This window comes from Agaricicola taiwanensis (assembly GCF_014635245.1).
GTDB classification, from domain to species: domain Bacteria; phylum Pseudomonadota; class Alphaproteobacteria; order Rhizobiales; family Methylopilaceae; genus Agaricicola; species Agaricicola taiwanensis.
On sequence record NZ_BMCP01000004.1, the window covers coordinates 60589 to 73032 of the forward strand.

The 12444-nt window shown below is 65.2% G+C and carries 13 protein-coding genes; 2 read left to right on the forward strand and 11 right to left on the reverse strand.

Annotated features, from left to right (window positions below):
* Positions 1 to 13: 13 nt before the first annotated feature.
* The 8 genes from IEV58_RS14655 to IEV58_RS14690 form a co-directional block, all read right to left on the reverse strand.
* On the reverse strand, positions 14 to 1393 hold the full coding sequence (locus tag IEV58_RS14655) for an aspartate aminotransferase family protein (RefSeq protein WP_188410556.1): 1380 nt from the start codon (positions 1391 to 1393) through the stop codon (positions 14 to 16).
* A 33-nt stretch (positions 1394 to 1426) separates the two neighbouring features.
* Positions 1427 to 2347, reverse strand: a complete 921-nt coding sequence (locus IEV58_RS14660; protein ID WP_188410557.1) for a dihydrodipicolinate synthase family protein — start codon at positions 2345 to 2347, stop codon at positions 1427 to 1429.
* A 21-nt stretch (positions 2348 to 2368) separates the two neighbouring features.
* Positions 2369 to 3157, reverse strand: coding sequence for an amino acid ABC transporter ATP-binding protein (locus tag IEV58_RS14665; protein WP_371873628.1), 789 nt, complete (start codon positions 3155 to 3157; stop codon positions 2369 to 2371).
* 17 nt (positions 3158 to 3174) lie between these two features.
* The gene (locus tag IEV58_RS14670) at positions 3175 to 3831 is read right to left on the reverse strand and encodes an amino acid ABC transporter permease (RefSeq protein ID WP_188410558.1); all 657 of its coding nucleotides are present in this window, start codon (positions 3829 to 3831) and stop codon (positions 3175 to 3177) included.
* 101 nt (positions 3832 to 3932) lie between these two features.
* Positions 3933 to 5060, reverse strand: coding sequence for an NAD(P)/FAD-dependent oxidoreductase (locus IEV58_RS14675; protein ID WP_268235590.1), 1128 nt, complete (start codon positions 5058 to 5060; stop codon positions 3933 to 3935).
* Complete coding sequence (locus IEV58_RS14680) at positions 5057 to 6472, reverse strand: FAD/NAD(P)-dependent oxidoreductase (RefSeq protein WP_229729489.1); 1416 nt, start codon at positions 6470 to 6472, stop codon at positions 5057 to 5059. Before IEV58_RS14680 ends, IEV58_RS14675 begins: the two co-directional genes overlap by 4 nt.
* Positions 6469 to 6753 (reverse strand): (2Fe-2S)-binding protein, encoded by a 285-nt coding sequence (locus IEV58_RS14685; RefSeq protein ID WP_188410559.1) that lies wholly within the window; start codon positions 6751 to 6753, stop codon positions 6469 to 6471. The genes IEV58_RS14680 and IEV58_RS14685 overlap by 4 nt, the downstream gene beginning before the upstream one ends.
* A 63-nt stretch (positions 6754 to 6816) precedes the next feature.
* The gene (locus IEV58_RS14690; protein WP_188410560.1) at positions 6817 to 7725 is read right to left on the reverse strand and encodes a dihydrodipicolinate synthase family protein; all 909 of its coding nucleotides are present in this window, start codon (positions 7723 to 7725) and stop codon (positions 6817 to 6819) included.
* A gap of 128 nt (positions 7726 to 7853) precedes the next feature.
* Between IEV58_RS14690 and IEV58_RS14695 the strand changes: the two genes are divergently transcribed.
* On the forward strand, positions 7854 to 9185 hold the full coding sequence (locus IEV58_RS14695; RefSeq protein ID WP_188410561.1) for an aspartate aminotransferase family protein: 1332 nt from the start codon (positions 7854 to 7856) through the stop codon (positions 9183 to 9185).
* A gap of 14 nt (positions 9186 to 9199) precedes the next feature.
* Positions 9200 to 10084 carry a beta-keto acid cleavage family enzyme gene (locus IEV58_RS14700; protein WP_188410562.1) on the forward strand — a complete coding sequence of 295 codons (885 nt, stop codon included), beginning with the start codon at positions 9200 to 9202 and terminating at the stop codon, positions 10082 to 10084.
* A gap of 172 nt (positions 10085 to 10256) precedes the next feature.
* On the opposite strand, the gene IEV58_RS14705 is transcribed toward IEV58_RS14700, so the two are convergent.
* Genes IEV58_RS14705 through IEV58_RS14715 form a run of 3 tightly spaced genes read right to left on the reverse strand, consistent with a single transcriptional unit; the run spans position 10257 to position 12443 of the window.
* Entirely contained in the window at positions 10257 to 10766 is a 510-nt protein-coding gene (locus tag IEV58_RS14705) for an OsmC family protein (protein WP_188410563.1), read from the reverse strand.
* 29 nt (positions 10767 to 10795) lie between these two features.
* Positions 10796 to 11584: an ABC transporter ATP-binding protein gene (locus tag IEV58_RS14710; RefSeq protein WP_188410564.1), complete on the reverse strand. Its 789-nt coding sequence runs from the start codon at positions 11582 to 11584 to the stop codon at positions 10796 to 10798.
* 13 nt (positions 11585 to 11597) lie between these two features.
* On the reverse strand, positions 11598 to 12443 hold the full coding sequence (locus IEV58_RS14715) for an ABC transporter permease (protein WP_188410565.1): 846 nt from the start codon (positions 12441 to 12443) through the stop codon (positions 11598 to 11600).
* Position 12444: the final 1 nt, after the last annotated feature.

Genomic DNA, 12444 nt, shown 5'->3' on the forward strand with positions numbered 1-12444 from the left:
GAGCTTTGGTCTTTCACTGCGTGACAATGGTCTTGAAGGCGTCGATGAAAACGTCGATCTGTTCCGGCGTGGTGACGGTGGAGATCGCGCCCGACAGCGTCGGCGTCATCAGGAAGCCCTCGTTGAGCATGGCGAGGGACACCGCGTTCTCCCAGGCCTTGTTGGAGGCAGCGCCGTCGCGGTAATTGCGGATGGTGTTGCCCGTGGCCGTGATCTTGAACAGCGAGCCGGAGCCGGTGACCTGCAGCGGCAGGCCTTCGCAGATGGCGGCAAGGCGGCGGCGGATGTCGTCACCTGTTCGGTTGAAGGCGGCGAAGACCTCGGGCGTCAGGCGCTCCATGGTCGCATAGCCCGCCACCGCCACCATGGGATTGGCATTGAAGGTGCCGGCATGGGTGACGCGGAAGCCGAGCGCTGGGCTCGACAGATCAAGCACATCGGCGCGCCCGGCAATGGCCCCCACGGGGAAGCCGCCGCCGATGATCTTGCCGAGCGTGGTGAGATCGGGCGCGACACCCATCAGCCCTTGCGCGCCGTTGTAGCCGACGCGGAAGGCGATCACCTCGTCGAAGATGAGCACGATGTTATGGCGGTCGCAAAGCGCGCGGGCTTCAAGCAGGAAGTCCTTGTCCGGCATCAGGAGGCCGATGCGGTTGGCCATGGGCTCAACCAGCATCACGCCGATCTCGGCGTGATGCGCTTCAACATAGGCACGCAGAGCCTCGATGTCGTTGAAGGGCAGAACCGCCATGCGGCCGTCGGTGCCGGCGAGGCCGGCGCTTTCGGCAACCGGGATGGGGGACCGGATCTCGCCCGCCTGCGCCAGCGAGGGGCTGACCGACCAGGAGACATCGTCATAGGAACCGTGGTAGCTGCCCTCGAACTTCAACACGACCGGTTTTTTGGAGAAGGCGCGGCCGAAACGCACCGCCATCATGACGGCCTCGGAGCCGGAGTTGGCAAAGCGTAGCCGCTCGGTAGAGGGAAGACGGTCGATCAGCAGTTCAGCCAGCGGCAATTCATATTCGGTCGGGCCGAAATAAGCGGTGCCCTTGCGGAGCTGCTGCTCGGCGGCGGCCAGCACATGGGGGTGGGCGTGCCCCAGCGGCAGCGACGTGGCGTTGAACCACATATCGACGACGGTGCGGCCGTCGACGTCCTTCAGAAGACTGCCGCTGCCGGAGGCGATGAAGGGCGCATAGGGTTTGCGCATGACGGCATCGCGCGTGAAGCCGCCGGGAAAAACCTCGCGGGCCCTGGCGAAGAGTTCGGCGGATTTCGGTGTGAGCTGACGGTATCTCGCCTCGATCTCACCAGCGCGCGCAAGAAGGGCGCCGTAGTAGTCGTTGTCTCGCATGGCATGAGGCCCGGCGAGATCTGCTGTCATGGACATTGAGGTTCTCCATCGAACCGGAACGGAGTGATGTCAGGCGGCGCTGGAGGCCCGCGCCTGATCGAGAAAGCCGCTTTTCTCCATGACCGCGCGCAGCTGGGCGCGCTGCGCCTCGGTCAGCGGACGGATGGGATCGCGGGTTCGGCCGCCCGGACGGCCGATGAGATCAAGCGAGGCCTTGACGCTGGCGGGGAAGGTGCCGAGCCCAAAGAAGGAGGTCAGCATGGTGGCCATCTCGCTCTGGATCCGGCGCGCGGTTTCAAGGTCGCCTTCCATGACCGCCTTGTAGAACTTCGGCGAGGTGGAGCCGAAGACCGGCGTGCCGGAGTCCATGTAACCGACCGCGCCTTCGCTGAGGGCGGCGAGGCCGAAGAAGGATGCATAGCCGGCAAAAACGCTGATGCGGTCCCCCGTGGTGCGGATGACGGAGGAGAGGAAACCCCAGTCCTTGGAGCTCTCCTTGATGGCGATCACCTTCTCGGTGTCGGCCAAGCGGTTGATCAGATCGAGGCTGAGGTTGATGCCGGTCCGGCGGGGAATGTTGTAGAGCAGGATCGGCAGTTCGGAGGCGGCGACGATCCTGTCGTAATGGTCGGCGACCTCTTCCTCGCCCGCCATGATGTACCAAGGCGCCGAGACCATGGCGACGCTGCAGCCGGCCTTCGCCGCCTGCGAGATCTTCTTCAGGACCTCATCGACGAAGATGGCGCTGCAGCCGGCCACGACCGGAACGCGGCCTTTGGCGGCCTCGACGGCGGTCCGGAAGACGATGAACCTCTCGTCGTCGTTGAGAGCCCAGCTCTCGCCGGTGCAACCGTTGACGAGAAGGCCATCGACGCCATCGTTGACCACGGTTTCGGCCAGAATGCCGAAGCCCTCCGCGTTCAGCGACTGATCCTCATGGAAGGGGGTAGTCAGGGCGGGGATGACGCCGCGGAAATCAGGATTCTTCATGAGAGTGCTCCTCGAGGCCGATCAGTGGGCGCCGTCGCGCGTATGGAAACGGGACATGAATGATTGGGTGCGTGGGTTCTGCGGCCGGCCGAACATGTCGTCGGCCGAGCCTTCCTCCGCGATCACGCCGGCGTCCATGAAGGAGACGCGGTTTGCGACATCACGGGCAAAGCCCATCTCATGGGTGACGATGATCATGGTCTTGCCCTCATGGGCGAGGCCGCGCATGACCTTGAGAACTTCGTCCACGAGTTCAGGATCGAGCGCCGAGGTTGCCTCGTCGAACAGGATGACGTCGGGCTCCATGGCGAGCGCCCGGGCGATGGCGACACGCTGCGCCTGACCGCCCGAAAGATTACGGGGATAGACATCGGCCTTCTCGGCGAGACCAACCTTGGCCAGAAGCGCCAGTGCCTGCTCGCGCGCCTCCGCCTTGGCCACACCCTTCACGATGCGGGGCCCGGCCATGACGTTTTGAGCGGCCGTCATATGGGGAAAGAGGTCAAACTGCTGGAACACCATGCCGAGGTGGGTGCGGAAGCGTTCCAGCTGGCGCGACGGCGGCATGCCGCCGCCCGTGGTGAAGGTGAAGCGCTCGCTTCCCACCTCGACCATGCCGCTGGTGGGCTGTTCCAGAAGGTTCACGCAGCGCAGCAGGGTGGACTTGCCGCAGCCGGAGGGGCCGATCAGCACCCGAACGTCGCCGGGCGCGACCTCAAGCGAGACGCCTTTCAGGGCTACGTGACCATTGGGATAGGTCTTGTGGATGTCGGTGAGGCGGATCATCGGCTCGGGCGTGGGGGTCGTCATGGTCATGGCGGGCCTCCTCAGCGATCGACCCGCGCTTCAAGGCGCTTGGCGAGCTTGGTGAGCGGATAGAGGATGACAAAATATATGGCGGAGACGGCGGTGTAGGTCTCGAGCGGCCGGTAGGTGTAGGCCGCGATCTCGTAGCTCTTGTACATGAGGTCGGGCACGGCCACGACGTAGAGCAGCGAGGTGTTCTTGAGCTGCAGCACCGACTGGTTGACGAAGGGCGGCACCATGCGCCGGGCGGCCTGCGGCAGGATGATGTAGCGCATCATCCTGAGGTAGCTCATGCCGAGCGCCCGGGCGGCGTTCCACTGTCCCTTGTCGATGGAGATGACGCCGGCGCGGAAGATCTCGGCGCAGAAGGCACCCATGTAGAGCGTCAGCCCGAGCCCGCCGGCGATCCATGCCGGGATCGATGAACCCGTCAGGATCGGCAGCGCGTAATAGAACCAGACGATCTGGACCATCAGGGGCGTGCAGCGGAAAAGCTGGACATAGCCGCTGGCGGGATAGCTGATCCAGGGTTTCGCGGAGAGCATGGCAATGCCGATCACCACGCCGATGAGCATGCCGCCGACGATGGTGCCGACCGCATAGCTGAGCGTGATGCCGAGCGCCGAGACCCAAAGCGACGGATCAAGCACGACGCTCCAGTCGAATTCATATCCCATTCAATGCTCCTCTGGATGAGCTTCTTATGCTTCCGGTGCAGTTTAACCGGCGCTGCCTTGTTTTGTAAATAAAACAAATGTTCGTATAGGAACCGCTTGTTCTAGGACGCCGAGGCGGCGGTTGCGTCCGGCACGGCGAAGCGGTTCGGGTCGAACAGCGGCATCTCAGGCTGCCCGCCCAGGATGAGTTGACCCATGAGATGGCCCATGTAGGGGCCGATGGTGTAGCCGCCGCGCACGCAGGCGAGGATGAAGGCATCGGGCACGCCATCAAGCGCGCCGGCGAGGGGATAGAAGTCTGGTACGTTGGCTTCAAAGCCGGTCCAGATGCGCGTGATCCGGCAGCTGCCAAGGGCGGGCACGGCGAACTGCGCCAGCCGGATGTTGGTCAGAAGGCTGTCGGCAACGACCTCACCGCGACCTTCCGCAGGCGTGCCGCGGCCTTGCCATCCCCCTCCGATCAGGACGGTGCCGTTGGCCTTCTGCTTCAGCGTCAGAAGGCCGGTCGCATGACCGATGACATGGGAGACCACGGGGGCGCAGCGTTCTGTGACCGATACGGTGTTGATGCGCACCCGGACGGGAAGATCGACGCCCACCATGGCGGCGACCTCCTTCACCCAACCCCCGCAGGAAATGAGGATCCGCTTGGCGCGGATCACCCCGCGCGCGGTCTTGAGGACGAAGCCGCCATCGCGGTCGATCCCCTCCACCGCCAGGTTTTCAAAGGCGGTGATGCCGGCATCCGAAAGGCGCTTACGGTAGTAGACGCCGGTCATGCTGGAATTGGCGTAGCCGTCTTCGCCGCAGTAGCTCGCCAGCACCACCCCCTTGTTGAGGCCGGGCTCCATGTCCGCGACCTCGGCTGGGCTTTTCATCTCGATGGGTGCGCCGGCCTCCTTCTTCATGGCCATATAGGTGGTGAGACGCTCGGCCTCCGCCTCGGTGAAGGCGAGGGTGAGGCCGCCGGTGCGGCGGAAACCAACCTTGTCTCCGGCGTGCTCCCAGATCTCATGCCCTTTGATGGCATAGGGCATGAGCTTCACGCGTTTGATCTGCAGCGACAGCGTGCCGGCATTGACGCCGGAGGCGCCGGAGCCCAGCTCCGATTTTTCGATGACCACGGTCTTGAGGCCGCCCTGGGCTGCGGTCAGGGCGGCGGCGCATCCCATGATGCCGCCACCGATGACGGCTAGGTCATAGCGTTGGCTGGGATCGAGAGGGGTCACTGCGGGGCGGGCTCCGGCATCGGCAGATCAGAATAGTTGAACTCACCCGCCAGCTGGCCGAGCGGCATGGGGCGCAGCGGCGGCCGGGCGGTGGCTTGGCCGATGTCCTGCCGCGTCAGGCCGGTGCGATGGGCGATGAGGGCGGCGGCGCTGTCCTCGCAGACGCGCCCGCCGCAGGGGCCCATGCCGCAGCGGGTGGCGGATTTCAGACCATTGAGGGTGCGGGAGCCAGCGTCGATGGCCTCGTCCAGGACGCGCCGGGTGAGGCCTTCGCAGCGGCACACGATGGTGTCCGGCGTGGCGGCTTCCATGATGCCATCACGCGGCATGGCGAGGCCGGTCATGCTCTGGCCGAAGCGGGCCGCGCGCCCCGCTTCCTTCATCAGAGCGCCTGTCGCTGGTGTGCTGCGGCCGAGACTGACCGCGACAGCGCGGCCGGTGATGCGTCCAAGGCTTATGGCGGCATCGGCGCCGGAAATGCCGGCACCATCGCCGGTGACGTAGAGACCAGGTATGTCGGTGGCGCCATCAGGAGCGGTGACGGCGGACCAGCCGCCGGTGGCGGCATCGTAAGCGTGCCGCGCGCCGAGAAGGCGGGTGATCGCCGTGGCCGGCATCAGGCCAAAGCCATAGCAAACGGCATCGCAGGAGAGGCTGACCTGCGCGGTGTGATCAGGTCTCCACTCATCATCTATGGGAGCAAGGGTCACCCCCGTGACCTCATCGCTTCCTTCGATGCGGGTCAGAGCGTGACGGGAATAAAGCGGCACGCCGGCACGCACCAGATCCGCCAGCCATTTCGTGCCCCGCGCCATCAGCCGAGGACGCGCCATCATGGCAGGCAGGCGGCGCAGCCAATCGGTGCGGCCGTTCGCATCGATCACCGCGGCCAGTTCGCCGCCGCCCTTCAGGATGGATTGGGCAACGAGCAGGAGCAGCGGTCCCGAGCCCGCCACAACCGTCCGCTGCCCGGGCAGGATCTTCTGCGATTTCAAGAGATTGGTCGCGCCCGCAAGGCCGATGACGCCAGGCAGGGTCCATCCGGGAATGGGACGATGGCGTTCCTGCGCACCGGCGGCGACGACGAGGCGGTCGGCTTGAAGGCTGACGGGCCCTTCGCTGCCAAGGGCATGAAGCTTGAAACCCTGTTCGACAAGCCAGACGCGATGGCCGAAAAGGCATGTGACGGTGCTGCTCGCGAGGTTCTGGCGCAGGGCATCGCCGATCTCTCCATCGGGTTGCCCCGAGGAGGCGCCGGTGCCCGAGACGGGCGCGCGATAGACCTGACCGCCGGCGTCAACCCCCTCATCCAGAAGGGCAACGCTCAGTCCGGCACCGGCAGCCTCCATCGCAGCCGAAGCACCGGCCGGGCCGCCGCCGATCACGATGACATCGAAGGTCTCCTGGATCATCGCCCGGCCCTTACATCGAGACCTTCGGTGGCGGGAAACCGGCATGCCTCCGTGGCCTGGCCATCAATGCTCACCACACATTCCTGGCAAAGGCCCATGGTGCAGAAGAGGCCACGCGGCCCGCCGTCGCCCGGCCCGTGGCGCAGGATCCGCAGGCCCGCGGCCCAAAGGGCTGTCGCGACGGTTTCGCCGGCATAGGCAAGGACAGGGTGCCCCTCGAAGGTGAAGTGAAAAGAGGGGCGGCTGGCCAGCTCGGGATCGGTTCTGAGGTCCTTGGGCATCACTCACTCGAAAGCAGCACGTCGCAAGGGACGGTCCGGCGGTCTTCAGCCGCCGAGGTGTGTTCAGGCCATCTTGATGCCGAGCTCGTCGAACGTGCGCTTCACCTTGTCGAGGTCGGCCCCGGCGAGCGGCATGACCGGATCGCGCGGTACGCCGGCCGGCTGGCCGATGAGGTTGAGGGCCGCCTTGAACGCGGCGGGCCAGGTGCCGGTGCCCATCAGGAGCTGATAGATGACCGTCAGCTTGTAATGCAGCGCGGCGGTTTCCGCCGTCGGCGCTTGGCCGGCAAGATCGGTGAGCCGGGCAGCATCGCTCCCGACGAATTCCGGGCCGGTGGCGATGAAGCCCTTGGCGCCCAGCGCAATGCCGGGAAAGATGTAGTGGCAGGGACCCATGAGAATGGAAAGCCGATCGCGGAAGCGATGCAGCAGATGCGTGTGGTGGAAGAAATCGCGGTTGGATTCCTTGATCGCCACGACAGGCGCGACGTCCAAAATGGCGCCCACATCATCCGGTGACATGTCGATGCCGGTGCGGCGCGGGCTGTTGTAGAGAATGATGGGCGTGTCCACTGCCTTCGCCAGCGCCTCGAAACGGCGCAGCAGTTCCGCGCGGGTAGTCTTCAGCACATAGGTCTGCGGCATGGCCAGCACGCCTTGCGCGCCGGCTTCGGTGACGGCCTGCGCATATTTGATGGTCTGCGCGGCGCTGGGCGCGCTGACGCCGGTGACAACAGGCACTCGCCCGGCGGCGCGCTCGACCGCGATCCTCGTCAGCCTGCGGCGCTCGTCGATGTCGAGCGACCAGCTCTCACCATTGTCGCCCGCGACCGCGATGGCGCTTGCACCGTTGCCGATCAGCCAGCCGACGAGATCGGAGAAGGCGTCCTCCATGATCTCGCCCGTCTCGGTGAAGGGCGTGACGACGGCAGGGATGAAACCGGTGAAATCCTTCGCAGTAAGGGACGCCATGCACGATCACTCCTGAGGGGTGGGAGCCTAATTTATGACAAGCGCTGTTGTCATGCTGTTTGATATACGTTCTAATGTTTTATATATCAACCAATGTTTTGGGCATGACCCGTTGAGAAAGTCCGTCGATGAGCGCGATCCTGCATCGAAACCTGGCCGCCAGCCTGCCTGTGGCTGTTCGCGGCGAGGGTGCCTACCTCTTTGATGCGAAGGGGAAGAAATACCTCGATGCTTCGGGTGGCGCGGCGGTCTCCTGTCTCGGACACTCCAGCCCCCGTGTGATAGAGGCCGTCCATGAGCAGATCGGCCGGATGCCATTCGCCCATACCTCCTTCTTCACCAATGAGCCGTCCGAAGAACTGGCCGAGATGCTGATCGTGCGGGCCCCGGAAGGGTTCGGGCGCGGGCGCGTCTCCTTCGTCGGTTCCGGGTCGGAGGCCATGGAAGTGGCGCTGAAGTTCGCGCGCCAGATCCAGGTGGAGCGGGGGGAGGCTGAACGTTCAACCTTCATCGCGCGGCGCATGAGCTATCATGGCAACACGGTGGGGGCGCTGTCGGTCGGCGGCCACATGCAGCGCCGTGCGCTCTATGCGGAGATGCTCATGCCGGTGACGCACATCTCGCCGTGCTTCGCCTACCGGTTCAAGCATGACGACGAGACGCCGGAGGCCTACGGCCGCCGGGTGGCCGACGAGTTGGAAGAGGCGATCCTGAAGATCGGGCCGAAGAAGGTCGCGGCCTTCGTGGCGGAACCGGTGGTGGGCGCGACGATCGGCTGTGTCGCCGCCGCGCCGGGCTATTTCAAGCGCATCCGCGAGATCTGCGACAGGCATGGCGTGATCTTCATCGCGGATGAAGTCATGTGCGGCATGGGCCGCACCGGAAGCTTCTTCGCCATGGAGCAGGAGGGCGTCGCGCCCGACATCATCACCACGGCCAAGGGGCTCGGCGCCGGATACCAGCCCATTGCCGCTATGCTGGCGTCCGAGAAGCTGATCGAGACGCTCAAGGCCGGGAGCGGCGCGCTGGCCAACGGACATACCTATATGAGCCATGCGGTGGCCTGCGCCGCCTCCGTCGCCGTCATCAAGACCATGGAAGAGGATCGGCTGATCGAGGCCGTCCAGGATAAGGGCGCGGAACTGCGCGCCGCGCTCGAGACCCGCTTCGGCCAGCATCCCCATGTGGGCGATATTCGCGGGCGGGGATTGTTCCAGGCGCTCGAGTTCGTCGAGGACCGCACAACCAAAAGGCCGTTCTCGCGGAAATGGCGGATCGCGGAAAACCTCAAGTCAAAGCTGCAGGACCGCGGGCTGATCGCCTATCCTTCATCAGGCACCGCCGACGGCGACGAAGGCGATCACCTCCTGCTGGCCCCTCCCTACATCGTCACCTCCGACGACATCGCCATCATGGTCGACACCATCGACCGCACCGTCGCTTCCGTTCTCCCCGCCTGAACTGGATATTTCCCATGGGACGCAAAACCATCCTCACCTGCGCCGTGACCGGCAATCTCGTCACACGCGATCAGCACCCGCGGCTTCCCATCACGCCGGAGGAAATCGCCACGGCCGCCATCGAGGCGGGGAAGGCGGGGGCGGCCGTCGCCCACCTTCATGCGCGTGACGTGACCACCGGCAAGGGCAGCATGGATCTTGACGCCTTCCGCGAGATCGTGGCGCGGATCAAGGATTCCGGATCGGACATCATCATCAACCTCTCCACCGGCGAGGGCGGCCGGTTTGTTCCGTCCGACGAGGATCCGAAGATCTATGCGCCGGGGACCACGCTCGCCCTTCCCGAAAAGCGGGTTGCCCATGTGACGGAGCTGAAGCCGGAGATCTGCACGCTGGATTTCAATACGATGTTCTCCGGCTCGGCGGTTGTGATAAACACGCCGCGCAACTTGGAGATCATGGCGGAAAAAATCTATGCCGCCGGCACCCTGCCGGAGATCGAGATCTTTGATTCCGGCGACCTGCACATGTGCAAGGTCTTTATCGAGAAGGGCATCATCAAGGCGCCGGCCTTGTTCCAGATCGTGCTGGGCGTGCGCTACTCGGCGGTCGCCAATCCGGAAACGCTGTTCTACTTCCAGTCTCAGCTTCCGAAAGACAGCATCTGGGCGGCCTTCGGCATCGGACGCCATGAATTTCCCATGCTGGCGCAGGCCTGGCTGCTTGGCGGCCATGTGCGTGTGGGCCTGGAAGACAACGTCTATATCTCCAAGGGCGTGCTCGCGCGCGACAATGCCGAACTGGTTGAGAAGGGCGTCAGCCTTGTCGAAAACCTCGGCGGCTCCATCGCCACGCCGGCCGAGGCACGCGAGATGCTCGGCCTCGCCCCCAAAGGATAGTTCGCAGAAGTTTGCCGAAGCAGGGCGAAGCCCTGCCCCCAGGGCTTCGCTTTGTGACGTTCCTCAGGGCGGATAACCGCAGATCGTTTTGCCCTTCGCAAATCCGATAGGCGTCAGCATCCCGTCCTGAGGAACAGATTTCCGGTCGTCACGGTGACGATGCGCCGCCGCCTCACACCTTGGCGATGCTGACGTCCAGTTGCGGCTTGGTGTTGATGGTCTGGAACACGACGCAGTAGCGCTCGGTCAGCTTAAGCAGCGTGTCGATCTTGTCCTGCGGTGCGTCCGTCTCCACCTCGAACTTGAGGCGGATGGACCGGAACCCCACGGGTGCGCCCTTGTCGACGCCGAGCGTGCCACGGAAATCGAGATCGCCCTCGGCGGAGACCTTGCCCGACTTCAGCGGAATTTCGAGCGCGGTAGCGACGGCCTTCAGCGTGACGCCGGCGCAGGCGACCAGCGCCTCCAGAAGCATGTCGCCCGAGCAGAGCTCATGGCCCGAGCCGCCGGTAGCCGGGTGCAGTCCGGCCACGGCGAGCGCGCGGCCCGTCTCCACCTTGCAGGCGATGGATTGATCGTCCAGCGTTCCCGCGGCTTTGAGGGTGATCAGCGCCGCATCCGGCGTGTCCTTGTAGCGATCCTTCAGCGGCGCCTGCAGGGCGCGCAGTTCCGTCGCATCCATTGCAACCGTTTCCTTCCAGTTTGTAAGACTTACCACCACATCGCCGCACCGGCGTCGGCTTCCGCGCGCTTCCTATCGGATTCCGGCGCGCCAAGCGAGCCATCAAGTGCCCGGAGCACGCGGCGTTGGGCCGCCACGAAGGCATCGGAAAGGCGATCACGCGGGCGGGGCAGATCGACGCCGATGGTCGAGAAGATGCGGCCCGGATGCGGCTCCATGACCACCACCCGATCGCCCAGCACGATGGCCTCGTCGACGTCGTGGGTCACAATGACGAGAGTGGGCTTCTGAGCGTCCCACAGCGCCAGCAGGGCATCCTGCAGGCTCGCGCGGGTGAAGGCGTCGAGAGCGGAAAAGGGCTCGTCGAGCAGCAGCACCTTGGGCTGGGTGACGAGGGCGCGCGCGATGGCGACGCGCTGGGCCTGGCCGCCCGACAGTTCGCGCGGCCAGCGTGTGCCGTAATCGGCGAGGCCGATGCGGGCAAGCACGCGTTCGACACGGTCGCGACGCTCCGCCTTCGGCACATCCGCAAGGCCGAAGCCGATGTTGTCGGCGACGGAAAGCCAGGGCAGCAGCCGCGGCTCTTGGAACACGATGCCCACGGCGGGATGGGGGCGGTCGATGATCGTGCCGTCAACCGCGATGGTGCCGCGGGTGGGGGTGTCGAGACCTGCCGCGAGGCGCAGCAGAGTGCTCTTGCCGCATCCCGATCCACCGACGATCGCCAGGATCTCGCCTTGTTCGACCGCCAGCGACACACCGCCAAGCGCGTGTGTGCCATTGGGATAGATCTTGTCGATGCCGTCGATGGTGAGCATGGGCTTTCAGGTCTCAGCGGCGGGCGGCGAAGCCGTCCTGCCAGCGCAGCAGCGGCGCGGAGGCGGCGACGAGGATGGCATCGGAGAGCTTGCCGAGCACGGCGAAGATCAGGATGGATGCGATGATCTGGTCGGGTTTTCCAAGCTGCTGGCCATCGACCAGCAGGAAGCCGAGCCCTTCGGAAGCGCCCATGAACTCGGCGGCGACCACGAACATCCAGCCCAGGCCGAGCCCGGAACGCACGGCGATGATGAACTCCGGCAGGATGGCGGGCAGGAGGATACGGCGCACCATGGCGGGCCCGGAGAGCCGATAGACGCGGCCGACCTCGACGATCTTGCGGTCCACCGAGAGGATGGCGCCGAGGACGCCGAGATAGACCGGAAAAAAGACGCCGACGGCGATGAGGGCGATCTTGGATTCCTCGAAGATGCCGAGCCAGAGAATGAAGAGTGGGACCCAGGCGATGGACGGGACGGCCCTCAGGCCCTGCAGCGTCGGGTCGAGCAGCTGGCGCATCGTGCCGGAATAGCCGGCGAGGGCACCGAAGAGCGTGCCGGCCACGACGCCAAGCGCGAAACCTGCCGCGACGCGCGCGGTGGTTGCCGTCACATGCATGAGGAGGCTGCCGCCGACGGCAAGATCGTAAAGCGTCAGCGCAATCCGGCTCGGCGGCGGCATCAGCCGCCCCGGTGCGAGACCGAGCCTGACGGCCGCTTCCCAAAGAAGGGCAAGGGCCAGCGGAACGGCCAGACCGATCGCAAGCCCGAAGAGGGAAAAGCCACGCCGGCGGCGCACCTCATCCGCGCGAACGGGCACGGATGAGACTGCGGTATCGGTGTCCAGCGTGGCCGTCATG

Excerpts from the sequence above, each read along its gene's own strand:
- IEV58_RS14655 (WP_188410556.1), bottom strand. The coding sequence starts at position 1,393 with ATGTCCATGACAGCAGATCTCGCCGGGCCTCATGCCATGCGAGACAAC.
- IEV58_RS14665 (WP_371873628.1), bottom strand. The coding sequence starts at position 3,157 with ATGACGACCCCCACGCCCGAGCCGATGATCCGCCTCACCGACATCCAC.
- IEV58_RS14670 (WP_188410558.1), bottom strand. The coding sequence starts at position 3,831 with ATGGGATATGAATTCGACTGGAGCGTCGTGCTTGATCCGTCGCTTTGG.
- IEV58_RS14680 (WP_229729489.1), bottom strand. The coding sequence starts at position 6,472 with ATGATCCAGGAGACCTTCGATGTCATCGTGATCGGCGGCGGCCCGGCC.
- IEV58_RS14690 (WP_188410560.1), bottom strand. The coding sequence starts at position 7,725 with ATGGCGTCCCTTACTGCGAAGGATTTCACCGGTTTCATCCCTGCCGTC.
- IEV58_RS14660 (WP_188410557.1), bottom strand. The coding sequence starts at position 2,347 with ATGAAGAATCCTGATTTCCGCGGCGTCATCCCCGCCCTGACTACCCCC.
- IEV58_RS14695 (WP_188410561.1), top strand. The coding sequence starts at position 7,854 with ATGAGCGCGATCCTGCATCGAAACCTGGCCGCCAGCCTGCCTGTGGCT.
- IEV58_RS14705 (WP_188410563.1), bottom strand. The coding sequence starts at position 10,766 with ATGGATGCGACGGAACTGCGCGCCCTGCAGGCGCCGCTGAAGGATCGC.
- IEV58_RS14685 (WP_188410559.1), bottom strand. The coding sequence starts at position 6,753 with ATGCCCAAGGACCTCAGAACCGATCCCGAGCTGGCCAGCCGCCCCTCT.
- IEV58_RS14710 (WP_188410564.1), bottom strand. The coding sequence starts at position 11,584 with ATGCTCACCATCGACGGCATCGACAAGATCTATCCCAATGGCACACAC.
- IEV58_RS14715 (WP_188410565.1), bottom strand. The coding sequence starts at position 12,443 with ATGACGGCCACGCTGGACACCGATACCGCAGTCTCATCCGTGCCCGTT.
- IEV58_RS14700 (WP_188410562.1), top strand. The coding sequence starts at position 9,200 with ATGGGACGCAAAACCATCCTCACCTGCGCCGTGACCGGCAATCTCGTC.